32 protein-coding genes and 1 riboswitch are annotated in these 22727 nt (G+C 41.5%); of the genes, 5 read left to right on the plus strand and 27 right to left on the minus strand.

What is annotated here, in order from left to right:
- Position 1: 1 nt before the first annotated feature.
- Both AF333_RS23200 and AF333_RS23205 read right to left on the minus strand, forming a co-directional pair.
- Entirely contained in the window at positions 2–790 is a 789-nt protein-coding gene (locus AF333_RS23200; protein WP_052520562.1) for a metal-dependent hydrolase, read from the minus strand.
- Between the two features lie 35 nt (positions 791–825).
- Positions 826–1356, minus strand: coding sequence for an NADPH-dependent FMN reductase (locus AF333_RS23205; RefSeq protein ID WP_043067827.1), 531 nt, complete (start codon positions 1354–1356; stop codon positions 826–828).
- 355 nt (positions 1357–1711) lie between these two features.
- Between AF333_RS23205 and thiW the strand changes: the two genes are divergently transcribed.
- Entirely contained in the window at positions 1712–2206 is a 495-nt protein-coding gene (gene thiW / locus AF333_RS23210; RefSeq protein ID WP_043067828.1) for an energy coupling factor transporter S component ThiW, read from the plus strand.
- 76 nt (positions 2207–2282) lie between these two features.
- Here the strand turns inward: thiW and AF333_RS23215 are convergent, their stop codons facing one another.
- The 5 genes from AF333_RS23215 to AF333_RS23235 all read right to left on the minus strand — a co-directional run bounded on the left by AF333_RS23215 (position 2283) and on the right by AF333_RS23235 (position 7350).
- Positions 2283–3695 carry a sensor histidine kinase gene (locus AF333_RS23215; protein WP_043067829.1) on the minus strand — a complete coding sequence of 471 codons (1413 nt, stop codon included), beginning with the start codon at positions 3693–3695 and terminating at the stop codon, positions 2283–2285.
- Positions 3682–4392 (minus strand): response regulator transcription factor, encoded by a 711-nt coding sequence (locus AF333_RS23220; RefSeq protein WP_043067830.1) that lies wholly within the window; start codon positions 4390–4392, stop codon positions 3682–3684. Before AF333_RS23220 ends, AF333_RS23215 begins: the two co-directional genes overlap by 14 nt.
- A 23-nt stretch (positions 4393–4415) precedes the next feature.
- The gene (locus AF333_RS23225; RefSeq protein WP_043067831.1) at positions 4416–5798 is read right to left on the minus strand and encodes a hypothetical protein; all 1383 of its coding nucleotides are present in this window, start codon (positions 5796–5798) and stop codon (positions 4416–4418) included.
- A 155-nt stretch (positions 5799–5953) separates the two neighbouring features.
- On the minus strand, positions 5954–6244 hold the full coding sequence (locus tag AF333_RS23230; protein ID WP_043067832.1) for a hypothetical protein: 291 nt from the start codon (positions 6242–6244) through the stop codon (positions 5954–5956).
- A 323-nt stretch (positions 6245–6567) separates the two neighbouring features.
- Entirely contained in the window at positions 6568–7350 is a 783-nt protein-coding gene (locus AF333_RS23235) for a GNAT family N-acetyltransferase (RefSeq protein ID WP_052812328.1), read from the minus strand.
- Positions 7351–7575: 225 nt separating this feature from the next.
- Here AF333_RS23235 and AF333_RS23240 point away from each other — a divergent pair, with 225 nt between their 5' ends.
- Positions 7576–7755, plus strand: coding sequence for a small acid-soluble spore protein H (locus AF333_RS23240; protein ID WP_043067834.1), 180 nt, complete (start codon positions 7576–7578; stop codon positions 7753–7755).
- Between the two features lie 76 nt (positions 7756–7831).
- On the opposite strand, the gene AF333_RS23245 is transcribed toward AF333_RS23240, so the two are convergent.
- From AF333_RS23245 to yedE, 9 genes are all read right to left on the minus strand, one after another.
- On the minus strand, positions 7832–8089 hold the full coding sequence (locus AF333_RS23245) for a hypothetical protein (protein ID WP_043067835.1): 258 nt from the start codon (positions 8087–8089) through the stop codon (positions 7832–7834).
- A gap of 133 nt (positions 8090–8222) precedes the next feature.
- Positions 8223–8675: a GNAT family N-acetyltransferase gene (locus tag AF333_RS23250; protein ID WP_235355990.1), complete on the minus strand. Its 453-nt coding sequence runs from the start codon at positions 8673–8675 to the stop codon at positions 8223–8225.
- A gap of 69 nt (positions 8676–8744) precedes the next feature.
- Positions 8745–9344 (minus strand): hypothetical protein, encoded by a 600-nt coding sequence (locus AF333_RS23255; RefSeq protein ID WP_043067837.1) that lies wholly within the window; start codon positions 9342–9344, stop codon positions 8745–8747.
- A 353-nt stretch (positions 9345–9697) separates the two neighbouring features.
- Positions 9698–9952, minus strand: coding sequence for a sulfurtransferase TusA family protein (locus tag AF333_RS23260; RefSeq protein ID WP_043067838.1), 255 nt, complete (start codon positions 9950–9952; stop codon positions 9698–9700).
- 22 nt (positions 9953–9974) lie between these two features.
- Positions 9975–10223 (minus strand): hypothetical protein, encoded by a 249-nt coding sequence (locus AF333_RS23265; RefSeq protein ID WP_043067839.1) that lies wholly within the window; start codon positions 10221–10223, stop codon positions 9975–9977.
- Between the two features lie 11 nt (positions 10224–10234).
- Entirely contained in the window at positions 10235–10588 is a 354-nt protein-coding gene (locus AF333_RS23270) for a DsrE family protein (RefSeq protein ID WP_043067840.1), read from the minus strand.
- Complete coding sequence (locus AF333_RS23275) at positions 10581–10901, minus strand: DsrE family protein (protein ID WP_043067841.1); 321 nt, start codon at positions 10899–10901, stop codon at positions 10581–10583. The genes AF333_RS23270 and AF333_RS23275 overlap by 8 nt, the downstream gene beginning before the upstream one ends.
- A 15-nt stretch (positions 10902–10916) precedes the next feature.
- Positions 10917–11165 carry a sulfurtransferase TusA family protein gene (locus AF333_RS23280; RefSeq protein WP_235355989.1) on the minus strand — a complete coding sequence of 83 codons (249 nt, stop codon included), beginning with the start codon at positions 11163–11165 and terminating at the stop codon, positions 10917–10919.
- 33 nt (positions 11166–11198) lie between these two features.
- The gene (gene yedE / locus AF333_RS23285) at positions 11199–12479 is read right to left on the minus strand and encodes a selenium metabolism membrane protein YedE/FdhT (protein ID WP_158502509.1); all 1281 of its coding nucleotides are present in this window, start codon (positions 12477–12479) and stop codon (positions 11199–11201) included.
- A gap of 118 nt (positions 12480–12597) precedes the next feature.
- Positions 12598–12694: riboswitch (SAM riboswitch) on the minus strand.
- 219 nt (positions 12695–12913) lie between these two features.
- Here yedE and AF333_RS23290 point away from each other — a divergent pair.
- Positions 12914–13156, plus strand: coding sequence for an AbrB/MazE/SpoVT family DNA-binding domain-containing protein (locus AF333_RS23290; protein ID WP_043067842.1), 243 nt, complete (start codon positions 12914–12916; stop codon positions 13154–13156).
- Between the two features lie 54 nt (positions 13157–13210).
- On the opposite strand, the gene AF333_RS36990 is transcribed toward AF333_RS23290, so the two are convergent.
- From AF333_RS36990 to AF333_RS23305, 4 genes are all read right to left on the minus strand, one after another.
- Entirely contained in the window at positions 13211–13342 is a 132-nt protein-coding gene (locus AF333_RS36990) for a hypothetical protein (RefSeq protein ID WP_255322195.1), read from the minus strand.
- Between the two features lie 429 nt (positions 13343–13771).
- Positions 13772–15022, minus strand: a complete 1251-nt coding sequence (locus AF333_RS23295) for an MFS transporter (RefSeq protein ID WP_043067843.1) — start codon at positions 15020–15022, stop codon at positions 13772–13774.
- A gap of 247 nt (positions 15023–15269) precedes the next feature.
- Positions 15270–15455: a hypothetical protein gene (locus tag AF333_RS23300; protein ID WP_043067844.1), complete on the minus strand. Its 186-nt coding sequence runs from the start codon at positions 15453–15455 to the stop codon at positions 15270–15272.
- Positions 15456–15652: 197 nt separating this feature from the next.
- Complete coding sequence (locus AF333_RS23305) at positions 15653–16120, minus strand: hypothetical protein (RefSeq protein ID WP_043067845.1); 468 nt, start codon at positions 16118–16120, stop codon at positions 15653–15655.
- Between the two features lie 68 nt (positions 16121–16188).
- On the opposite strand from AF333_RS23305, the gene AF333_RS37725 reads away from it, so the two are divergent.
- Positions 16189–16296 carry a hypothetical protein gene (locus tag AF333_RS37725; RefSeq protein ID WP_407638693.1) on the plus strand — a complete coding sequence of 36 codons (108 nt, stop codon included), beginning with the start codon at positions 16189–16191 and terminating at the stop codon, positions 16294–16296.
- A 160-nt stretch (positions 16297–16456) separates the two neighbouring features.
- On the opposite strand, the gene lepB is transcribed toward AF333_RS37725, so the two are convergent.
- The 4 genes from lepB to AF333_RS33170 form a co-directional block, all read right to left on the minus strand.
- Entirely contained in the window at positions 16457–17011 is a 555-nt protein-coding gene (lepB, locus tag AF333_RS23310) for a signal peptidase I (RefSeq protein ID WP_043067846.1), read from the minus strand.
- Between the two features lie 67 nt (positions 17012–17078).
- The gene (locus AF333_RS23315) at positions 17079–18176 is read right to left on the minus strand and encodes a GerAB/ArcD/ProY family transporter (RefSeq protein WP_043067847.1); all 1098 of its coding nucleotides are present in this window, start codon (positions 18174–18176) and stop codon (positions 17079–17081) included.
- Positions 18177–18386: 210 nt separating this feature from the next.
- Positions 18387–18596, minus strand: coding sequence for an alpha/beta-type small acid-soluble spore protein (locus AF333_RS23320; RefSeq protein ID WP_043067848.1), 210 nt, complete (start codon positions 18594–18596; stop codon positions 18387–18389).
- Between the two features lie 196 nt (positions 18597–18792).
- Positions 18793–18954 (minus strand): hypothetical protein, encoded by a 162-nt coding sequence (locus tag AF333_RS33170; protein ID WP_174762649.1) that lies wholly within the window; start codon positions 18952–18954, stop codon positions 18793–18795.
- Positions 18955–19150: 196 nt separating this feature from the next.
- Here AF333_RS33170 and AF333_RS23325 point away from each other — a divergent pair, with 196 nt between their 5' ends.
- Positions 19151–19507, plus strand: a complete 357-nt coding sequence (locus tag AF333_RS23325; RefSeq protein ID WP_235355988.1) for a DUF2512 family protein — start codon at positions 19151–19153, stop codon at positions 19505–19507.
- 92 nt (positions 19508–19599) lie between these two features.
- Here AF333_RS23325 and AF333_RS23330 read toward each other — a convergent pair whose 3' ends face one another.
- From AF333_RS23330 to mutL, 3 genes are all read right to left on the minus strand, one after another.
- On the minus strand, positions 19600–19779 hold the full coding sequence (locus AF333_RS23330; protein ID WP_043067849.1) for an AbrB/MazE/SpoVT family DNA-binding domain-containing protein: 180 nt from the start codon (positions 19777–19779) through the stop codon (positions 19600–19602).
- Between the two features lie 288 nt (positions 19780–20067).
- Positions 20068–20565: a hypothetical protein gene (locus tag AF333_RS23335; protein ID WP_043067850.1), complete on the minus strand. Its 498-nt coding sequence runs from the start codon at positions 20563–20565 to the stop codon at positions 20068–20070.
- Positions 20566–20691: 126 nt separating this feature from the next.
- Positions 20692–22719: a DNA mismatch repair endonuclease MutL gene (gene mutL / locus AF333_RS23340; RefSeq protein ID WP_139188827.1), complete on the minus strand. Its 2028-nt coding sequence runs from the start codon at positions 22717–22719 to the stop codon at positions 20692–20694.
- Positions 22720–22727: the final 8 nt, after the last annotated feature.

Below are 22727 nucleotides of genomic sequence, written 5' to 3' on the forward strand. Positions count from 1 at the left end.
ATCATAAAGGAAGCATACCGAAACATAGAAGCAGCACAATGATGCTGCTTATCAGGACGACAGCTGTTTCCTTGCGTCCATCCTTTTTTGTACGAATAAGCGGAACTTTGATCAAAGGAGGAAACGGATGCAAATAGCGTATCCCGGCCACAGTCAATGTATCAGCCAGAAGATGCGATGCATAGCCACACACTGCCGAAAGAAACAGTCCTCTCATCCCGAGAGACGCCTCAGCATAAAACCATACATATCCCCAAGCCGACAGCGCCCAAATCGTATGCGTATATGTACGATGGGAAAAGTGCGGAACAATAGCGATAAACAATCCCAGTCCAAGCACCCATGCATAATCGGAATGCAACACTTCATAAGGAAATCGTTTCAAACTAAGCATTTTTTCGCCAAATTGCAAATAGATTGCACTTCCCATAACCAACAGGCCGAGTAACGTAACCATCCATTTACGTGAAGCATGATCCCTGAATATGAAGCCAACTCCGAGAAACATCAGCCCCATGAATGCGGTAAGAAATTGTCCGTTGCGTGTATCCGGAAAATAGCTTAGCAAAATAAGGAGAACACCAATATACCCGGAGAATAAGCGAATGAAGCGCAATGGACGATCTGTCAGTTTACGCGTCAAAAGTCCATCCGAATCCAAATCAGGCACCAACGCGGAGACGGCTGCCACCATTACCGCAGCGGCGCCGTCTATCATATCGGCTCCCGTTAGCTTTGCCACCGCTACGCCAGCAAGGGCACCAAGCGCCAGATGGCTCCTGCCCATCATACTTTCGCTCCCTCCTCTTTACTACAAAGAAGCATCTATTTGCCCAGCGCTTCCGTTACACGCACCAACTGTTGCGCCATATCGTTTAATTTCGTTCGGCTGTCTTCGTGTACAAGTTCACAACGATCGTTATAACATACTGCATCGGTAATGTACTGCTCAGGCAATACGAATGCATACAAGGCACGTAATACGGTACGTAAATCATTCAATGCATTAATTCCACCTTTGCCTCCGCCTCCGACAGCTGCAATCATCGCCGGCTTGCCACGGAAGTAATCCCCGTTCAAAAAGTCAAAAGCATTCTTCAATGCACCGCTCATACCACTATGATATTCCGGCGTGCAAACAAAAAAGGCATCTGCCTCTTCCGCATATCGTGTCAATTGCATAACATTCGGATGCTCTGCTTCCGTACCGCCTTTATATATCGGAAGTTCATGTATACCCGCATCAAAAAACAAAACATCTACGCCCAGCTGTTCCAGATGATTTTTTATTGTTTGGGCCAATCCTCTCGTATTCGATTTCTCTCGTGCACTGCCGGCAACTACCATAACTTTCATATTCTATCATCCTCTTTCATTCTGATTGCAACTTTTTATTTGTAACAATTCTAAATAAATAAAAAGTGCAAGTCAAGCTATCATCAAAAAATGATGAAAGTTTCCTATATAAATTACACTTGATATTTTGACAGGGTAGCGTGGTTGGAAGGAGGCGATTCATACGCCAATCTCCCTTTTTTCAGCCAGATATATATCACCTGGCTTCTTCTCTCTGTCTTTTCCTATCTTCCTTCCATACTAGGATATCTTAAGGTAGACACTTCGGTACAATCACGGTATACTCATACTCGCTGCGGTGATTCCGCTTCTTGTTCTTCTTATTTTAAAGCATGCATGTGGAAGGAGTTACATAATGAAACCTACCGTACGCCTTACATTTATGGCACTATTGACAGCTATCGGAACCTTAGGCTCAAGCTTTCTCTGGTTCCCTGCAGGCGTCGCCAAAGCATACCCGGTACAGCACGCCATTAATGTTATTTCTGCCGTTCTGCTTGGTCCTGGCGCGGCCATTACTATCGCCTTCATGATTGGATTGGTACGCAACATGCTTGGCCTTGGTACGATACTGGCTTTTCCGGGAAGTATGGTCGGTGCCTGGCTTGCCGGATATCTTTACCGCAAAACCCGTCGTGCATCCGGCGCAGCCATAGGCGAAGTAATAGGAACGGGAATCATTGGCTCCTTGCTGTCGGTGCCTATCGCAGTTCTGCTGTTGGGTAAGCATCTTGGCATTTTTGCATTCATTCCTCCGTTCCTTATTAGCAGTCTGACCGGTGCAATTCTCGCGCTTATTCTGCTTCCGCTGCTCAAGCGAACACCGCTCGGCAAATACTATAAAAAATAGCCGCTATTCCCGGCAAATCCGGTCGGCAGCGGTCCAACCAAAAAGAGCATTTCTATGCTCTCCGCTGCCCCTCATGTTATTTATGCTTTTCGTCTTTCTCTTCTTTTTTGTATAAAGGCATGCTGACAGTCACTTTTGTGCCTTCTCCCTTTCGGCTCTCGATATGCAACATTCCCTTATGCAGTTCTATAATTTCCTTGCAAATCGCAAGTCCCAGTCCGCTTCCCGCTTGCTTCGTCTCCCCTTTATAAAACTTCTCTGTCACCCGTCTTACTTCCTCTTCATTCATGCCTTCCCCGTTGTCTTGCACCTCCAACAGAGCCTGTCCTTCTTCCGAATACACAGTAACCGTCACTGCACCATCCACAGGCGTAAATTTATACGCATTATGCACCAGATTAACGAGCACCTGCTTTATCCGATTACTATCTCCGAACACAGGTAAAGGTTCCGCTGCTGTTCGTACTGTTAACTTCAACTTCTTATTCCTCTCGTGAAAGCCGAACTGCTCTCCGACTTCTGTTGCAAGCGTACGCAAATCAAACACAACTAGATCCATCTTCATTTCTCCAGCCTGAAGCCTGGAGAAATCCAGTAAATCTTCTACCAAACCAATAAGACGATCGGTCTCCTTTGCCATTACACTAAGGCCCAGCATCGTCTCCTCATAATCGCGCAGATTTCCTGATAAAAGCGTCTCACCCCATCCTTTGATCGAAGTCAGTGGTGTGCGTAATTCATGAGAAATAGAAGATATGAAGTTATTTTTCAACTTATCCGTTTTCGTAATTTCATCTGCCATATAATTCAGCGTCTCTGCCAGAGCCCCTACTTCGTCATCATGCTGCTTAACAGCACGTGTCGTAAAATCCCCTCCAGCCATCCGCTCGGCCACTGCCGTTACCTCTTCAATCGGTCTTACGATTCGCTTGGCCAGAATGATACTGAACGCGAACGCGAATGCAACGGCCAGCATACCAATAAGCAGGGCAATACCTGTAATGTTGCGTACCGTCGTATCCAACATTTCGGCCGATACCGTATACCGCAAAACACCAAGTGTTCTAGAACCTGTTCGAAGCGGATTCGAAACCGCGATAATGCTCTCTCCTGTATCGGGGGAAAATCCCCGCCACGTTCCGGTTTCGCCTGACAAGGCGGTTTTCACGTCAGACGTATTGATTTGCTGCCCGGACGATCCATATGAGGTCATAACGGTCGTATAATCCCAATCAATGACCTCGAAGATGGGAAAATCAGATCTCGCGTCAGATTCAAAAATATATTTGGCTTTTTCTTTCACGTTATATGAAAAAGCGTATTTGTTGTAGTAGGCTGTCGCCACCGCAGCCTGGTTCTGTAGTGAGTCCATTGCGCTGCCATAGTAATATTGCCGAACTGCAAACAAAAACAGCGCTTCAAGAACAAGTGTAATTAAGAGAATAACGATACCGAAATTACGGACAATACGTCCTTTAATCCCCTTCATGCTTTCCTTCCCGCCTCCACATATAACCAAATCCCCAAATCGTTTCAATGTATTGTGGATGGGAAGGATCTTCTTCAAGCTTTTGACGGAGTCTTCGAATGTGAATATCTACCGTTTTTAAATCTCCGATATAATGCCTTCCCCATACCATATTAACGATATCGTCCCGGCTCACTGCCGTATTGGCTTTCTCCATAAGCAACTTTACAATAGCAAACTCTTTTGGAGTCAACTCTACTTCTTCTTCCCGTTTATACAATGTCCGCTTATCCAGCGAAAGCAGAAAGGGAGCTAGAGCAATCGTATTGGAGGCAGAAGATTCTCCGTCCAGGTTTACACGTCGCAACAGCGCATTTACGCGCGCGAGCAGCTCTGCAGTTCCAAACGGTTTCGCAATATAATCATCCGCCCCACAGCCAAGTCCTTCTACCTTATCTTGTTCCTGACTTTTCGCTGTCAGCATAATAATGCCCAGACGAGGATTCTGTTCGCGCAATATTCTACACACATCAAAACCGCTAATACCCGGCAGCATAACATCAAGCACTGCCAAAGAAAAATCCGAATGCTGCTCGGCAATGCGAAGCGCTTCTTCACCTGTGGCCGCCTCTACAATCTCAAATCCCTGACGCTTTAAAATAACGCGTACAAACCCTCGAATACTCTCTTCATCTTCCAGCAATAACACTTTTGTCATCGTATTTCTCCTTACAGTTTCATTTAAAAACGGATTGTCTGAAATAAGCTTTCTATCTCCTCTTGCGATAACTGCATCTGGTCATATTCTTCCTTAGCAGAATCCGAAAGCCTCAGGGGTTGCTCGGGAAGGTATGCAATAAACACGTAATCGCCCGCATTCTGCAAACGAATGTAAGACATCCCCTTCTCTGCAAGCTCTTTCTCTTTGTTTTTCCAGATGCCCCGCGCATAATATTCAACGGTCGCCAGAAGCGGCAACTGCTCGGCCACATCTTTCTGCCCAGTATAATAAAAAGATACGGAGCCACTATTCTCTTTCTCTTCCGTCTGAAGTGTTACTTTCCCCGTCCAGTTACTCGGAAAATCAAAACGAAAGCCGATTTCATAATTGTTGTAGTTCTCATGTACAGGCATAAGGCCTGCTTTTCCGTCCCAGCGGCTCCAGGATGTAATCCATGGCATATTTGCCATTGCGATGTCGTCTTCCACTCCGGGCGGCTCGATAAGTGTAGCAATTTCCATAATGCCGTCATGATTGATGTCTTCACTCGGAACGCTGTATGCTTTCCATGTCTTTTCACTAGCTTCCTCCGGTCGTCCCGCTGTAAATACATTCCTAAGCTTTCCATTCTCCATGATCAATAAATCGGTGTACGCTGAATGCGCACCGACCCCAACATCAACGAAAACCCCCCACTTCTCTCGTGTAGCACGACCGATCTCTACCTGTTCATAGCCATTAATCGTTCCGTCCATCGGCAGCGTGTCGACAACTGTATACGAACCGTTCTTCATCTTATAGACTTGTGCCTGCGCAGTCAGCTTTTCCCGATCATGCAAAAATACGACAAGTTCTGCCGCCTTGTCTTCATCCAGATTACCAACCGCTACTTCTGTGTACGGGCGATTTAGCAACGGTTTCAATTTATCTCCTTGCAATGCATAGACGATTAAATCATTTGGTTCTATCGCTTCCTCGCTACCGATTCCCATAATAATATCTAACGTCCCATCTCCTGTTACATCCTGGTAATCTGCATAGTACAATGTCTGGCCTATATTCTGCTCAGCGATTATCCGTTTCCATTCGTCTCCTTCCCTACGCAGTACCAGGATATATATCGCATAATCATCTTTTTTGGTTTTATAAAAAGCTATCGCTTCTTCTTCTCCGTCGCCATCCAAGTCCTTTAGCTCAATCGGGCTTGTCCTCTCCGGCTTCGAGGGAGCCAGCAACTTTGCCCCTGACGGCAAGGCTCGTATCACAGCCTGGTAAATCGCCCTCTGCTCGTCTTTGGCATTCGGCGTCTTCATTAAATGACTTGGCTCTGTCAAGACTGCGCACCCACTGATGAGCGCCAGCACAGCGGCAAGACATACCCATCGTCCAATTCTTTTTTTCATTATAAAAATCTCCCTTATTCTTCCGGTACAAAACCTTACTTTATTATTATAGTGCTCCGCTTACTGAAATCGTTGCAAAAAAGTTAAAATGCCTCTTATTGTATCATAACAAAGAAACCCGCCAGCTTGTCTGACGGATTTCTTTTGTCCATATATCAATTATTCTGTTCCATTTTGCTTACCTTCTCCTTTAACCATTCATTCTCCGCCTGTAGCCTGCCATTCTCTGCCTGCAATTCAGCCATCTTAACGAGCAAATCATAATTTTGTTTTTCCAAATGTGTAACTCGTGTCTGCAAGCGTAAAATTTCTTCCTGAATATCGTCAATAAAATGTATTTTTTCTTCCAATTGATTTCGCTGGCGACCAATAAAAAAATCAATCAGCTTTCCGATTACTCCACCTAGCACAACGAAAAATGTAGCCCAAAAGGGATCAATATTCATAGAACCACCCCCTTTTTACTACATTTTATTCATGTCGACAACTACTGGCTTGTACTATAAATCGAAAATGAATTGCCTATTTCTTCAAAAATGAATTATAAACTATGCAAGTATACGTTGTTTTATGCATTTTTAAATAAACATATAGAAATATAAGCGAATTTCCCTCGTTTTTAAATTGGCATGATACTTGCTTATAAAATAAAGTACTGACAAGTACTCTCTTCATTTGTCACCTTCTAACCTTGGAAGCGGGCACTCCACCTTTATCCCGCTTCCTTCTTTTTTATGAATATAAGCTTGCTCAACATTATAAACTTCATTCATATATGCTGCATCCATACATTAGGATCTTCATATATTCCGAAGTTTTTCTCAACGTCTATCTTAATAGGCTGCAGTGCTCCCGGGATAATATACTGCCCCGTTTCAGGGAAACGCATGTTTGTCCACTCCTCCCACTCATTCACAGTCCCTTTAATAACCATTGATTTTTGAATCGGACATAAGATTTTTGCGCCCAGCTTCCAATGCAGCCGAATCCATGGATCGAAAGGGGCATTGTCTTCTTGATACCAATGTATGTATTTTTCGATGGGAGTTAGAGGATATTTGCTTTTTAATATAGGACGAACCGGAGCAACAAATGCCTGAAATTGATTTTTCTCCGCCAGCTTCTTCATCTCTTGCAGCAGTACCTGACTCAAGCCCTGACCTCTGTAATCAGGATGTACCGCTATTCCCAAAGCCGATAAGGCTGTTTGTTTACCGTTGGTCTTCCGCTCTTGCATTCCGCGTTCAAAAACTTGATCCCAACCCGCAGGCAAACTCTCGATTTGCCCATTCCAGGTAAAGGGAATGGAGTTTCCGACAGCGATGACTTTTTCCTTTTCGTCATACACACACACTTGCAACGAGGAGAAATCTGTTATAAGTTCTTCCCAATATGTATCTGCTATCTCATCATGCAACATAAATTCAGGCCATGCCGCCTGGTTTAATTCATATGTCTGTTCAATAAAGTCTAGCCTTTTATCCAATGTAAGTACTTTATATTTTTGTTGTTCCAATTCTACCACCCTCTCCTCCGCTTTATTCGAATACATAATTTTACCATTTGCATTATATTTTAACTTATAAATATGCTATTTCAAGAAGCATCTGCCATTCAAAAATATATCTCTTATGTGATTTTAAATAAAATGTATGTGTTTTTAGAGGATTTTTCTTTGCCTCTTTTCTACGGACCTTCCCTTCTCCAAAAATGAAGAATATATATCCGATTTCGAGTACATATTATAATTGCTACAAATTATAAGGAGGACAATAAAATGAATACACAGCGCGCTAAAGAAATCGCCGCTTCACCTGTAATGGCGAACGTTACACACGAAGGGGTTCCAATCTATATTCAATATGTCGATGAAAAAACAGAAACAGCCAGAATTTATCCTCTTAATCAGCCGGAGAATGAACAAAACGTGCCTTTACACAGCTTATTAGAGCACTAAAAGCATTTACATACAGTCGCTATTGTTTATCAAATAGAAAACTCGCGGGATAAATTCCGCGAGTTTTTTGGTATTGCTAATTAATATGCTTAGCGCTGTCATCCTGGGCTGACTCAAAACGCGCCTGAAGCTCCCCGATTTGCCGCTCCATCTCATCCACAGTCTGTTGCTCCCCATGATTTCGCGCCTGTTCGATAGCACGACGGGCATGTTCCATTGCATTGCGTGCACTGTTCATTACTTGCTTTTCATTCGGTGTACCTTCAAGCTGGCTAACAGCCTGGAATGCATTGTTTAACGATTGTTGGGCGTCCTGTACCGATTGATTACGCATCACACATTCCCCCTCTAACGTATTTGTGTCCATGACACTCTTTTTCAGTATGGGAATTTATGCGTATTTTATACGAAAACGAATCATACATAGATTACAAGCTGAATTACTGTTTTATTATCCAGGGTGTGTTTTATGATTTGACCATAGCCTGCATTAAAGGGAGCTTCCTATCGGGAAATACAGTAGATTGTACCTCGCCAATACGTATGGCTCCCATCTTCTTATAAAACCCTTCTGCATACGGGTCACTATGTATAAGAAACTTCTCTATTCCCAAGCGTTTTGCGGTTTCAATAAGATGATGCCATACATATTTTCCGTATCCTTTACCAATACCAACAGGATCGACAAAGAAATTACTTAGCTCAGCGTCTTCCATCTCATATACTAACCTATAAAATGCAACAATCTCCCTATGTACTTCAAGCACATATACATGAGAGGTGCTTATGTCTTCCTCTGTCACTTTCAAATCTTCTCGGCACGCTTTCATGAACTCATCACTATAACCCCAATAAGCCTTTGAGCGAAACGATAATTCACTTAATATATTTACATCTTCTTTACTTGCACGGCGTATCATCAAATGCCCCCTTTTTCTTCTTCCAGCTTATTATTCGTCAGAAGAGAGGTTCACCCTCTAATCCAATTTTCAGGAGCTATGTACTTTTTTGAAAGTCTCATAATCTTTTTCAATGTATTTCATAATGGTTTGCGCTGTCCTTTCATCTGTGATAGTAAAACGCTGGTTACCATCCTTTAATGCTTCATTTCCAATCACGAACTGACGTGAGTCTCCCAAATACCCGTGCCCTGGAATAGAACCTGGCCTGTATGTCGATTTCAGTTTCACAATGCTATCTTTTTTTGATCCGGTAAAGGAAGAAGACAGTTTATAAAAACGATATCCATACCAAAAAACTTCATCCCATACACCTTTTACCGTTCCTTTAGATTCTTCCGTAAATTTCAAATATGCAAAAGAGGCGTAGGGAAGGGACGGATCGGTATAATCTTTATCAAGCATCATAAACGATTTATTTACCAGCGATTTTTCACTCGCTGCCTTATTATTTATATGTATTTCAGGAATATGTTCTTTCTTATTTTCTTGAAAAAACGTTTTTTGAAAAATGCCAAATAAAAATAAACAGATACATACACTTCCTGTGATTCCTAATAACGTCCAACCGATTTTTTTCTTTTGAACATACGCCGTACCCTTCCTTAATAACAAAATAATCGCAATCATCTCTTATCTTTATGATAGGCTTATTAAACATTCTTTTCTATTTTACTTTAGCAGCAGATATAAAAAGTAACAAAAGAGTTAAACTTTATGTTCTTTATTCAGAGTAAAACGAATATTCACTCAACATATGAGGGATGGTAATCGAAAAACACGTTCCCTCTTCTTTTGTATAATAAAAAGGCATACCTATCCCTGTATCGATAATATCAATAATAAAATCGTTATTTCTTCTATGTACATTAACCTGTAAAATCCCTGCACTATTCATCGTTTCAATTCCATTTTTTATTATATTGATGAGGCATTAGTCGGCAAAAATAAAAGCCAGGTGTAAATGCCTGGCTTTCGGTCTGCTATTCTGCTTTTTTCCGCAGGCGGATGGTCCACTGATCCCCGTGTTCTTCTAATGAGAGTTGTTCATGTCCATCCTCTTTTGCCCACTCAGGGATGGTTTCTGTGGCTTTCCCACAATCAAAATGGACGCGTAGGATTCCGCCCGACTTTACTCCCTCCATTGCCATTTGTACTTTTAACAGAGGATAGGGACACACCTCACCAAGGGCGTCTAAAACTGTTTCTTCTTCATTATGCAATATTGTTTCACTCATCGTTGATTCCTCCTTGTGTTTTTTATAAAACAATTACGTGACTGTGTAGTTCTATCAAATCCAGAATCTCTTCTATTTCAACTAATTCGTATCGGGATCGAATTCCTCTGGCTTCTACATCGTCTTTTTCAGCATAGACGGGCAGCGACCATTCGTTCTGGCGGTATACAGCGTCCTGCACAAGCACAACAGTTCCATTGCCTGTCTCCGCTATAATGTCATCGGCTATTTGATCCTTTTGTTTGCTTAAAATAAAAAGTGCCTTCTCCACGAAAACTCCTCCTAATAGCGAAATACCGCATCCGCCTCGCGTACAAGACGAATCATTTCAGTACGCGACATCCGTTCTACGCCTTTGAGCAGTTCAGATTCCGTCAAACCGAGTGTATTCAGTGCTTCTGCCTCTGCAATAACCCGACGCTTCAGCATGACGAGCGCCTTGATATGCTTTTGTAATTCGTGCGCACTGACCAGCGCGGGTGTAGTTGGCAAGGCGGCGGGGGCCGCTTCACCGAAAAGCAGCACCTGTACGTCATGTTTTCCCAGTACGAGACCAACCGACATACGCAGCCCTTCCGATGTACGATGGGTATTCATTGGTGAATGTTCTATTATAACCGCTACTGACTTAGCCAAATACCATCACCCTTTCCGCTTCATTCACGATACGGGCCCAGTCAGCTTGACTCCCGGCCTTTATCTCCGATGAAATCTGGATGCCCCTCTCTTCGCAGTTATGGGCACATACAATACATTGCAGTCTGTTTTCAGAGCTGGGTGGCTGACCGTCAGTAAGCAGAGGTAAGAAGCGATTCATTGCCTGTACTCCGTTATCCATGAAAAACAAAGAAATGTTCCATTGCCTTGCGAGTACGGCGCGAATCAAACGTTCGGCCGTAAACAAGGAAGCGGAACCCGGAGCCGCAGTAATCATGATGCCAATGTGCATAATGGGTCCTCCTTTTTATTTTTCAGCTACCTGAAAATAAAGATGGAAAACTGCCCCATTACGCACAGGTTCACCAAGCACAGTATGGCCGTTGCGTACAACTTCTTCAGGAACGTTCGTAAGGGATGGCGGATGGTCAACGATGACTTCCAATACTTCACCCGGCTCCATATCGTTCAATTCCTCGATTGTATAAATCGGCGGATAAGGGCACGCCTCCCCTTGTAAATCAAGTGTACGAGCAATTTTGATATTCTGATTCATGGTATATTCCCCTTTCTTATCGTTACATAATAGTTATTTGGTAAGCTTTTTCTGAGAATCTCGGCTTTCCCACCAAGTGATGAATAGATACCAGGTTACAAGCAGAGCAACGGTACCAAAGATAGCCCCACTCCATCCCCAACTTTCAACCAAATTGACTTCTGAATAAGGAGCAACAAGTAATTGATAAAGACCAGCACGGTCCCATGACCAGGCCAACAATGTAGCGCCTACGATGGTTCCGAGACCAGCAAACCATAGTTGGACATAGCCTTCCATAGAGCGGTACATCCAGCCTGTCTCACAACCGCCAGCCAGCACGATGCCGATACCGAAAATAATGGCTCCGATGAATACACCAAGACTAGCAGGCTCCGCTTTCGCTTCCACGCCAAGTGACATTAAAATAGCAAAGCCGATAGTTGATACAATCATACTTAGAGCTAAGGCACGTCCTAAGGCTCCCTGCTTCGTAATCCACAATTCACGAAACGCGGATGTAAAACAAATGCGACCACGCTGAATGCAAATCCCAAAAGCGGCGCCAAACAAAAGGGCAAAAGCTAATTTACTTTTATCAAAGCTAAAATAATACACGCTTCCAAGCACGATGGCTATCGCTACAGCGATACCGAGCACCGTCTGTACACGTGGGCTTACCTGACCAAAGTTCGCTCCGGTCTTTCCTCGTTTTTTGCGCTTCGGTTTCCCCATAATAAGCGGGTGAAGAGCGATTTTTGTTCCCAAATACGTACCTGGGAACATGCCTAGCATAAAAATCCATCCGTGCAGTGAGAATTGTGGTATTGCACTGAAGAATGAACCGAGATTACACCCCATAGCCAGACGAGCGCCGAATCCAGTCAGTATGCCTCCGATAAACGCCTGTACAAGACGGCTTTTCTGCTGTGGAACGCGTATCTTGAAATTATTACTTAAAAACGCAGTCATCAATGCACCGCCCAGCATACCGAAAATAAGCCATCCAGAGCCTCGATCCCACGGCATATCTCTCATTTTAATTTGTTCAAAGTACAACCAATTACTAACGTCTATACCAAATAGCGCAAGCAGGTGACCACCCCAACGCGTAAATTCTGTGGTTACCCCCCAGGCTCCACCTGAAAGTGCAAACCAGAAAACATTGAGTATTGCTGCTGTGAGTACCGCTGTCCAATAGGGCCAATAGTTCACACATACTTTGCGGTAAAGAGCCTTCATTTTGCCTTTAAACGTAACCTCTTCTTCGGCTAAAGAAGAGGAGGAAGGCGTAAGTGTCACTCCTCTCCGCAAATCTTCAAGATTGACTGCCATTTTGTATTTCCCCCTTTGATACATTAAATCCATAGTATATATAGGTTTAATGAGTATAAAAACGTAAAAAAACCCTCTTCCAAAAAGAAGAGGATTGATCATATCTATAGAAAGACCACTCTTATCTTCCGGAAGTATCCGCTGGATTTGGCACCTTTGCACACCAGGTTGCCGAGAGTTCATCGGGCCAGTCCCTCCCTCTCTCTTCATAAGAGAATACTATGTGATTTTCAATTTCTTATAAGAATAATAGGATTTTACCGCTTTATTTGACTAATGTCAATACTATATATTTAGAACATACAGAAAAGTTTCTTTCATGCAACTTTGCAGTAATGAATGTGGAAACATATGTTATCACTATTGAGTGCGTGTAAATGTTTCTATATAATCTAATAACGAGAGTAAGATATTACAAATAGGGAGAGAACCGCATGAATGAAACAGGTATTGTCCGCGAATTAGACATTCTCGGAAGAATCGTATTTCCAATGGAGGTAAGAAAAAAATTGGGCATACATCACGGAGATGGCATGGAAATCTTTGTAGATGGTAAACAAATTATTCTACAGAAGTATACTCCTGGATGCATTTTCTGTAATTCTATGGAAGGTATTTCTGAATATAAAGGCAAAAAAATCTGCACTTCTTGCTTTGCAGAAATGAAAAATAAATAAAAGCACCCCCGCCATCTGGAATAAGGTAGCGGGGGTGTCTTATCGCAAAGTATCTTACAATTTATTTTTTTTGGCAAACTGATTATCCATCCAAACAGCCCATTTCCAAATAAGAACGACAGTAACAATTAATGCTACACCAAGGATTAGCAATTGAATCGGATGCTCTGTGATCTTGAATTTCATGAGGCTTCCCTCCTTAGTTAAAGCCTTTCCTTTATAACTAAGAACTAACCCTTTTTACTGCATCATTGTCATGCTTACCCATTAATACATACTGTGGCCCTTTTTATTTTATATATCCTTACCGTCCACAACCACGTTATGTAAAAATCCTTTGCTGCTACACTAGCTTCTTGAATTTTTTTATCTGTGGGGTTACTTCAATTGTACATACTATATAAGTTACACTTAATATTTTGACAGGGCAGCGTGGTTGGAAGTAGGAGGAATGAGGAAAGAAGAGGGTGGATACGCCCTGCGTCCCGGCAGAAAAAAGGCGGATATGTTTGTTCCAACCTCTGATGGTGTCCTTCTACTTTACTAAGTATTAAAAAAAGGAATCATTGACAACTTCACTTTTTTTCCTCTATGCAAAACGTAGTTTACTTAACTTTATCTAGCTCGTTCTTTTTTCGACACCGAGGTTGAGAAAATCGTTCCCTTTGTAGGTGGCTTGCCCGGAGGCTTAATCGCAAACAATGAAAGAATCGCGGCAGCTATACACGCTCCAGCAACTGAAAAAAATAATGTCTTATGGGAGAACTTTATCAAAAAAGCAAAGACGGGAGGTCCAAGTGCTACACCGATGAATCGTGCACTGTTATATAAAGAAGTAATGGTTCCGCGTTCTTCTTTCCCAAATCCTTGTGTAATTAAAGCATCAAGGCTAGGTAGTGCTCCGCCAATTCCAATCCCGCTTAAAGAAAGCGCAAAAATAAGGAGATAGATACCATTCGAGAAGCTTATCCAAAGTATACTTCCCGATAAAAGCAACATCCCTGAAAACGCAATCCATTTCATTACTATTTTACTCTCACCGATCGCTTTACCCGTAATGTAAGACGTAATACATAGCGCTGCTAAAGGAATGGCCAGAATCATGCCCTTCATTACTCCTTCAATTTTGTACTGATTTTCTAGTACAGACGATAGGTGAAAAAGAACGCCAAACAAAACAAACATGGAAATACAGCCGATGGAAAAAATCGCATACAGCCAGCGTCCTTCTGTCTGAAAAATCCATGCAATAGAGGCTTTGAAAGATTTGAAATCCTTAGGTGCTTTTTTTTCCTTCGGCGTTTTCACAAAAAAAGCTACAAGCAATGCAGAAATCAAACAAAAAACAGGTGTAGAAAAAAAAGGAATATACCATAGAAGGGATGCTAAGACAGCTCCTAAAACCGGACTTAATACCTTACCGAACGTATTGGAGGTTTCAATAAACCCCAGCCCTGCACTTACCTCGCTTTTTCTTTGAAACATATCCCCGATAAGGGGCATAACGATAGGAAAAGCACCTGCCGCGCCTATCCCCTGTAGTAAACGGCCTGCCAAAATCATAAAATAGGGATGGGACATTTTCCAAGCTGCCCATCCCGACAAAAGGCCTCCCAGGCCAGCAATGATTAAACTGGGAATAATAATTACTTTTCGTCCCATCCTGTCGGAGAGAAATCCAGCTATTGGAATAAAAAGGATAGCTACTACAGAATAAACGGTAATAACCATGCTGGCCTGCAACGGAGAAATCGCCAGTTTTTTCTCCATAATAGGCAGGACGGGAATAAGCATCGAATTCCCCAATGTCATGACAAGGGGAATGGATGCAATTGAAATCAAATCCCACGTTTTTTTTTCATCCATGATATTCTCCTGCTATCCCTTTATAGATTCCAACCATTCGGCATAACATTCACTGCATAAAAGTTCATTATGTTCTTTATCTTCCTTATAAAGAGTAATGCAATGAATATTTTCCATCGGATATCCGCAGTAATAACACGTATCCACTTTGGCTTCCTCCCGTATAAATAGTAACAGGTTTATCATTCCCTTATATCTTAAAAAAAGTCATCGTATTTATTACAATATCCTTGAAAGCCACTCATACTTACTGCCAGTATAAAAATTGATAATCAGTTTCTTGATTTGCTTCTTCACTGTCTGCCCGGATATCATCGCTTGAAATAAAGCTTAATGGTTCAATATTAGCCTTTTCGTCTACATATTGATTTTTATTGGAGGCAAATCGATTTACAGGAAGAAAATTATTTTCCTTTTCCGATTTTTTATCCATTAGTACTCACCTCCCTTTCCTTATTAAGATTCCACAGTTAGGAAATTTAATGCCTATATCACACTTTGTTTTTTGTCATCGCTCTTCACCTTTTCTAATAAAAAAAGCACCCAAAGGGTGCCTTATTTAAAATCTTCCACTGCTCACATCGCTACATAAGAACAGGTATAGCGAAGATAGCATAGAAAACACTGTGCTTATTTAATAAATTTAAATGTTTTAGCTACTTTCGGAGCATCTTCGGCGGTCATCTTACTGATCATATTTAACACAGCAGGATGTTTTAAAAGATACGCATCTGCATCTCCAACATTACAAATATAACCATAATATACTCCCTTTTTAGCTCCTAAATATTTAGCAAATGGGTTTTCCACTATACTTTGCTTACTTTTAGAAGTAATGATGGTCAAAACCGGATAACTCTGCTTTTTATTATTATAATATACATTAAAGCTTACACCCTTATATCCATCTATAGGAAATGTAGCTTCCTGGACTACATATTTTCCTTTCCATGACGCTGGAATTTTAAGTGAAAATCCGTATTTTTTGCTTGTGTATACAACATCTCCTTTAACAGATTTCGCAGCAAAAGCTGGAACAGATATACTGGCTAACAATGACATAATAATTAATAAGGCAATAACTCGTATTTTCTTCATTTTCCACTCCTCCTACCAATTAATTTTACACGAGGAAGTTTTTCTCAGCAACAAAAAAGCGTACTCTCCTGGAACGGCTCCTTCACTTATCCAACTCTAATTGGGAGAAAAATAGTATTACCATCGAAGATCCAGATGGATGGCGAATTGTGTTAGTGAATACTAATGGCATATAGCAACAATATATAATCCGTCCATCTTTGTTCTGAAAGCCTTATTTAACACCTGTTATTGCCTCTCTCTTTCTAAAGAACCAATATCCTTGTAAAAAAGTGCATCGTTCATAAGCTAAGAAAGTCAGGGTTCTCCTGACTTTCTGCCTTCAATACTAAACTGTTACGGTAATTTCTTAATACCCATAAAGTGATCAAGAGGGATAAAGCCAATGTTTCTACTATCATTGCTATTATTTCGATTATCCCCCATCACAAAAATATGATCGTCTGGAACAACCCATTTTTTGTCTGATTCAAACTCCATCGCTTCCTTAATATAAGGCTCTTGTATTGCTTCCCCATTTCGATACACTTTGTGATTTTTAAATTCTAATATGTCTCCTGGTTTACCAATCACTCTTTTTACATAAAAAATTTCTTCATTTGTATTTCCAGCGATAAGTTGAAAAAATGGATGTTCTACAATGCTATCTTTAAAAGTACGATCTCGATCAACACGGCTGTCAATAACAACAATATCACCATAGTCAGGAAGTTTGGAAAACGTATGTGATAGTTTCGAAACATATATTCGCTCCTGGTCATGCAGAGTAGGATCCATGGAATGCCCTTCCACCTTATAAGGCTGAAAAACAAATATGCTAATAAATACTGATGCTATAAAACCAATTCCAATTGGACCCATCCAACTCCTAAGTTCTTTTACTACTTTCATAAAGATAGCTACCTCCCTTATTTCAATACACATATTCTACCATGTGTACAAAAATCAGTCACATAGCTCAGTTACGTTTATTTTTCAAATACGCATAGACTGTAATATACAAAAAAATTACAACCGGAAAGGCATAGGCAACAGCAACACCAGACCAGCCCCACCATGTGCGTAATGTTTCAAGCCTATTATAGTTTAGTTTGAAAAAGAAGGATGCGACAAGCAAAAGAAGCAATAAGATATATATAGGCAGCTGCCAATCTTTTTTATTAAAAATTTGCTCCACACTATTTGTAACTGAAAAGGCGTAAGGAATAATTGATGTTGAAAACAGGAAAAGAAAAAATGACAAAAAAATGATTTCAAATCGTTCAAGAAATGGGAACTGAATGGGTTTTACAAGCGTAAGCGTCGACCATGGATATTGGGTAATTTCATTTGGGCTAAAATAAACAAAACAGGCCAAGGTAATGAGAAGATAAACAGTTAGAGACAAGCTATTCGCAATAATAATTCCTTTTGCTGCCATCTGTTTATGTTTTAAATAAGGATAAAGAATAAACGCTATTTCGAAACCAACAAATACTAATACAGTATTTTTTATTGAGTACAAGATGGGAAATATCCCTTCTTTTAGTACTGGTAATAAAAAAACTGAATGTGCATCTCCTAATGGTATTAATAACAATACAGGTATCCAAAGCGTAAAGAAAAAAACGAACACTGCATAACGCCCTAATATCCGAGTCCCGCCACGGATAACCATATAAACGGGTACTATACAGAGGAGCACTAATATATAACTAGGTGTTTGAGGCAAAATGAATATTTGAAGAATCAATACTGTAAAATAGAGAAGCACAATAACGGCTAGAAGAGAATATAAAATCCAAATGACTATACAAGCTGTCCCCATCCATTTCCCAAAATATTTTGCGAGCACGTCCAGGAAAGTATCCCCTGGATGTTTTGCCATAATACGCACAATACATAAACTTACAACCATAGTTATAATCCAGCCAATAATAACGGAAATCCATCCATCTGTATCTGCTATCCTTGCTACATCTGAAGGAAGCGTTAGGACATCTTGGCCCATCTGTACTCCGTGAATGGTTAGAATATATTGGGTTAATGTTATACTTTTCTTCTCGGCGGTATTCATTTCTTCCCTCTGCTTAGCACCATCGGAAACAAAGCAATCAACCCTCTCTTTTCTTGGTGCATTCTCACATCTGTTAATATGAAAAATCTTGAATGAAAATATACCTAAGGCATGTAAGTAACTAAAAGACAAAAAGTGATTGTAACAAAAAATAAATGAGCCTCCCGCTGATTCCGGGAGGCTTTTTCCTATATTCTCTCTATGCTCGTTCTACTGAATACGTCCACCTAATTGCTGCTCGGCCATTTGGACAAGACGTTTTGTAATTTCACCACCAACGGAACCATTCTGACGAGAGGTTGTATCCGGGCCGAGTTGTACTCCGAACGAAGAAGCGATTTCGTACTTCATTTGATCCAGTGCTGCACGCGCTTGTGGAGCGACTAAATTGTTGGTGTTTCTGCTTTGTTGTTGAGCCATAATGTAATCCTCCTATGCTATATATTAGTTAGTACTAGTCTTAAACTTCCGCATAGGATGGAAATTATACATAATATTTATTTACATAGTTGGAACTGGTTGTTGTACAACTTGATAAAATATTGTAAAGATTGATTAAGAGCAGGAACTTGAAGCTTTGATGTTGCTCCATTGGCGCTTCCTAAATACTCAGCCTTCATATTGTAATCTTGAATAGAAGCGGAAAATGCCTCTCGATAATCCCTTTCAATTCTGCATCCTGTACGTGCTGCAAAAAATACGCCATGTTTGTAATGGAATTTACACAACTCATTGCAAGTTCATGTAAATCATGCGCCTCATGTGCTGCTAATTGCACAATAAACACCCCTTTATCAAAAAATTGAGTGACTACGTACATAGCATGTTATAAGGATTTGTTTTTAATACTGTAAAAAAGCACACTTTTCTTTTGTTCTCTCTCAACCAAGAATCCGAAGAGGACATTTTTTTATGAATAAAAAACATATCAGTGGAAAATATAACCTTATAACTAATTTTAAGGAGCGATTCCATTGACCACTCTTTTAATGAAAATTATCATGTGCCCGCTAGTTGTTATCCTGGCCTCCTATCTATTTCCCAACGTAAACTATTCTGCCCTTTCTCAACCTATCGTCGTCGGTTTGGTTTTAGCCCTAGCTGGAACGATGATGGAGTATCTGTTTTTACGCGAAGGAACACTTTGGATGAATACAGGTATGGACTTTGTTGCCTCCTCTGTTATTGTTTACTTTATGACTTTATTTTTTATCGGAGCTAGAGTGACTGTACTCGGTGCTATACTTACCGGCCTGTTGTTAGCAATTACTGAGCACTTTACGCACGTATATCTCATTCAAAGCGGCAAAACAAGAAAAATCCCCACATAAAGGTGAGTAGCAAGCAATTTCATCTTTCCAAAGTTGGAATGTAAATGAGTTTATGAAGCAGACGGCTGTTCAGAAATAAAAAAACCACCAGCCTAAGCCGATGGGTTCCTTCCATTCCATGTAAATCCATAATCTGGAGCAACTTTTTTCAGAATTACCTTGTCGTCTTCTACAATAACTTCTACTACCCCACTCTCTATATGCTTCTGAATTTCTTTTGGAAGAACGACTCCTCCATTCCCATCAACTTTGGAAATATGTATTTTCTTCATTCTCTCACCTTCTTCTCTTAATAATTTTATAAAGAAAGTAAGTAAAAGAAAACATGAAAAAACCACCAACCTAAGTCGGTGGGTTCTTCTTTGTATCAAAAAAGAGACTGTACGAGGAAAAATTATAATAATTATTGAAGCGTACGTTCGCTATTTTGTATAATAGACCTAAGGGGGGAGCAGTCGGAAAAAGACACGTTTGCCTTTCTTCTGCTGGAGCGCAGGGCGCATCCAACCTCTTCTTTTTTCCGAGCCTCCTACCTCCAACCACGCTACCCTGTCAAAATATCAAGTGTAATTTATATAAATTAGTCCTAGCTCAGATAAACAATCTTGTAACTGCTTTGGATATTCTATCTTTACAGTTTTATCTTCTTGTACCCATAATCGTATAAAACCTAACATATCTAACGATAGACTGACCTTGTTTACTCTGCTTCTGATTCTTGGTATATCTGGATTCGCTAATGCCAACAAGATATTTTCGTTACTTTTGTTTTTACATTCCATTAATTTTCCGATTTGAACATACGTATGTGTTTTAATTTGTTTAGTTCCAAACACTGTATCCTCATTATGTTCAATAGCATGAGAGCCTTCTGATTCTACATGTAATAACCATCCATCTTTTTCTCCCTCGACATCAATTCCTTTTTGTTTCCCCGTAAGATATTTTACATGCTGAAATCCTTTAGCTATGAGAAATTCCGCTATTGAATGATTAACACAATCTTCATTCATAACAAACGGATCTGGAACTTTCATCTCACTTCTTTGTTTTGGCATTATTCTCACCCCACATAATAACAATATTTTTATCTCTCTAATAAAAGAACAAAAATAAAAAGGCAGAAAACCCTTGCTATTACCGGGCTCTCCACCTTTCTCCTTCCGTTTATATATCCAGAGTGTTTACATCACTCGTTTGAACATCTTCTCAATATCATATGTTGAGAAATGAATAATAATCGGGCGACCGTGCGGGCACGTAAATGGACTGCTTGTCCGACGCAATCGCTCGATAAGCGCCTCTATCTCGGCATGGTTCAAGTAACGGTTCGCCTTGATGGCGGCTTTACACGACATCGTGATAGCGGCTGCTTCGCGCAGCTTTACAACATCGATGCCTTTCTTTGATGTGAGGACCATCTCTACCATTTCTCGTAGAATTCCTTCTTCTTCACCGCGTGGCAGCCAGCGCGGATGAGAACGGATAATATAACTGTTCGTGCCGAATGATTCCATATGCACGCCTACACGTTCAAACCATTCACGCCCCTCATCTACGGCAGCCGCTTCAGCCGCTGTCAGTTCCAGCGTGATTGGGATTAGCAGTTCCTGACTCTCTACCGCTTCCTCACGCAGTTTGTTAAGAAAGTATTCATAAAAAATACGTTCCTGCGCCGCATGCTGGTCGATCATAAACATTCCATCCTGGTTCTGTGCCAGAATATATGTGCCATGCAATTGGCCAAGCGCATACATCTCTGGTACACGCAGGTTGCGCTCCGCCACTTCCTCCTCATGACTAGCCGAATCGTACTCTTCATGCTCAACCGATGGCGAAACTTGCGTTACTGCGGTAGGTTCGTCCATTCTGTTTGCTGTTTCTTGCTGCTCTGCGACATAATCCGATCCCGGTTCCGTATAATACAAGCTTTCCTCTGCTTCCTTCTCTTCTTGACTTGGGCTAGAAACTGAGGGGGAACCGGGCAAATCCCATCTGTTGCCTGTTTCCGTATCTCTTTCTGCAACCGATTGTTCTATAGACCAGATACCATCTTTTTTTCGCCCTTCCAACCGTTCTGTTCTCCATTCCGGGTCAGGTGCAGAAACCAGACGTTTTTCTTCTTTATCTGGTACGAATAACGTCCAATCCATAGATGCCTGGTATTCATTATTCTTCGGACGCGGACCTGACGAAGAATTCCGGCTCGGTTCCGGAATCAATTTCTGACTGCTCCAGACTTGCTTGACTTCTCGTTCAACGAATGCATATAACTCCTGATCTTTGCTAAAACGAACCTCAAGCTTGGCCGGGTGAACATTCACATCGACCAGCGTTGGCTCCATCTCAAGGGAGAGCACCGCAATCGGATATCTGTTAATTGGCAGCAGAGTATGATAACCGCGCAGAATTGCATTTGTTAGTCCCATGCTTCGTATATAGCGCCCGTTAATCAATGTCGAGATGTACGAGCGGCTTGCCCGGGTGATTTCCGGTTTGGCAAGATACCCGGATAAACTGAAATCAAGTGACTCGGCTTCGATTTGAACCATGCTGCGAGCAAGGTTCATACCGTACACCGCCGCAATGACATGAAGCAGTTGCCCGTCTCCTGACGTTCGTAATAACTGTTTCTGATTATGCGTAAGCAGAAATGCAATGTTCGGATGCGACAATGCCAGACGATTCATCACATCAGACACGTGGCCGACCTCCGTATGAATGGTTTTCATATACTTCAAACGAGCCGGTGTATTATAAAATAGATCCGATATAACAACTTCCGTGCCACGGGGAAATGCAACCGGTTCACATACTTCCTCTGTTCCTCCCGAAATACGAATGCGTGTACCACCTTGCTCGCCTCGGGGCGTACTCTTAATCTCCGTACGTGAAACGGCCGCAATGCTGGGTAATGCCTCGCCACGGAATCCAAGTGTACGGATATGAGAAAGATCACGCTCGCGTTTCAACTTGCTGGTAGCGTGCCGCTCAAACGCTAAACGGCAATCCTCCTCTACCATGCCACATCCGTTATCTACTACGCGAATGGAAGCCAAACCACCTTCTTCCAAATGCACTTCGATACGGGTACTTCCCGCATCAATCGCGTTTTCTACCAACTCTTTCACGACAGAGGCCGGCCGCTCAACTACTTCACCAGCCGCTATTAAGTTAGCCAATTGGGTATCCATTACCTGAATGCTTGCCACGGACATCC

The organism is Aneurinibacillus migulanus (genome assembly GCF_001274715.1).
Lineage (GTDB): Bacteria > Bacillota > Bacilli > Aneurinibacillales > Aneurinibacillaceae > Aneurinibacillus > Aneurinibacillus migulanus.

What these genes read in the sequence shown, in the direction of transcription:
- AF333_RS23200 (WP_052520562.1), bottom strand. Translation starts at nt 790, where the DNA reads ATGATGGGCAGGAGCCATCTGGCGCTTGGTGCCCTTGCTGGCGTAGCG.
- AF333_RS36990 (WP_255322195.1), bottom strand. Translation starts at nt 13,342, where the DNA reads ATGAAATTCAAGATCACAGAGCATCCGATTCAATTGCTAATCCTTGGT.
- AF333_RS23255 (WP_043067837.1), bottom strand. Translation starts at nt 9,344, where the DNA reads ATGATTGCGATTATTTTGTTATTAAGGAAGGGTACGGCGTATGTTCAA.
- AF333_RS23250 (WP_235355990.1), bottom strand. Translation starts at nt 8,675, where the DNA reads ATGATACGCCGTGCAAGTAAAGAAGATGTAAATATATTAAGTGAATTA.
- AF333_RS23230 (WP_043067832.1), bottom strand. Translation starts at nt 6,244, where the DNA reads ATGAATATTGATCCCTTTTGGGCTACATTTTTCGTTGTGCTAGGTGGA.
- AF333_RS23305 (WP_043067845.1), bottom strand. Translation starts at nt 16,120, where the DNA reads ATGAAGAAAATACGAGTTATTGCCTTATTAATTATTATGTCATTGTTA.
- AF333_RS23245 (WP_043067835.1), bottom strand. Translation starts at nt 8,089, where the DNA reads ATGCGTAATCAATCGGTACAGGACGCCCAACAATCGTTAAACAATGCA.
- AF333_RS23275 (WP_043067841.1), bottom strand. Translation starts at nt 10,901, where the DNA reads ATGCACATTGGCATCATGATTACTGCGGCTCCGGGTTCCGCTTCCTTG.
- AF333_RS23215 (WP_043067829.1), bottom strand. Translation starts at nt 3,695, where the DNA reads ATGAAGGGGATTAAAGGACGTATTGTCCGTAATTTCGGTATCGTTATT.
- AF333_RS23260 (WP_043067838.1), bottom strand. Translation starts at nt 9,952, where the DNA reads ATGAGTGAAACAATATTGCATAATGAAGAAGAAACAGTTTTAGACGCC.
- yedE (WP_158502509.1), bottom strand. Translation starts at nt 12,479, where the DNA reads ATGGCAGTCAATCTTGAAGATTTGCGGAGAGGAGTGACACTTACGCCT.
- AF333_RS23335 (WP_043067850.1), bottom strand. Translation starts at nt 20,565, where the DNA reads ATGCCAAAACAAAGAAGTGAGATGAAAGTTCCAGATCCGTTTGTTATG.
- AF333_RS23235 (WP_052812328.1), bottom strand. Translation starts at nt 7,350, where the DNA reads ATGTATTCGAATAAAGCGGAGGAGAGGGTGGTAGAATTGGAACAACAA.
- AF333_RS23205 (WP_043067827.1), bottom strand. Translation starts at nt 1,356, where the DNA reads ATGAAAGTTATGGTAGTTGCCGGCAGTGCACGAGAGAAATCGAATACG.
- AF333_RS23225 (WP_043067831.1), bottom strand. Translation starts at nt 5,798, where the DNA reads ATGAAAAAAAGAATTGGACGATGGGTATGTCTTGCCGCTGTGCTGGCG.
- AF333_RS23220 (WP_043067830.1), bottom strand. Translation starts at nt 4,392, where the DNA reads ATGACAAAAGTGTTATTGCTGGAAGATGAAGAGAGTATTCGAGGGTTT.
- AF333_RS23280 (WP_235355989.1), bottom strand. Translation starts at nt 11,165, where the DNA reads ATGAATCAGAATATCAAAATTGCTCGTACACTTGATTTACAAGGGGAG.
- AF333_RS23330 (WP_043067849.1), bottom strand. Translation starts at nt 19,779, where the DNA reads ATGAAGAAAATACATATTTCCAAAGTTGATGGGAATGGAGGAGTCGTT.
- thiW (WP_043067828.1), top strand. Translation starts at nt 1,712, where the DNA reads ATGAAACCTACCGTACGCCTTACATTTATGGCACTATTGACAGCTATC.
- AF333_RS23240 (WP_043067834.1), top strand. Translation starts at nt 7,576, where the DNA reads ATGAATACACAGCGCGCTAAAGAAATCGCCGCTTCACCTGTAATGGCG.
- AF333_RS23315 (WP_043067847.1), bottom strand. Translation starts at nt 18,176, where the DNA reads ATGAATACCGCCGAGAAGAAAAGTATAACATTAACCCAATATATTCTA.
- AF333_RS23300 (WP_043067844.1), bottom strand. Translation starts at nt 15,455, where the DNA reads ATGGATAAAAAATCGGAAAAGGAAAATAATTTTCTTCCTGTAAATCGA.
- AF333_RS23290 (WP_043067842.1), top strand. Translation starts at nt 12,914, where the DNA reads ATGAATGAAACAGGTATTGTCCGCGAATTAGACATTCTCGGAAGAATC.
- AF333_RS23320 (WP_043067848.1), bottom strand. Translation starts at nt 18,596, where the DNA reads ATGGCTCAACAACAAAGCAGAAACACCAACAATTTAGTCGCTCCACAA.
- lepB (WP_043067846.1), bottom strand. Translation starts at nt 17,011, where the DNA reads ATGAAAGTAGTAAAAGAACTTAGGAGTTGGATGGGTCCAATTGGAATT.
- AF333_RS23295 (WP_043067843.1), bottom strand. Translation starts at nt 15,022, where the DNA reads ATGGATGAAAAAAAAACGTGGGATTTGATTTCAATTGCATCCATTCCC.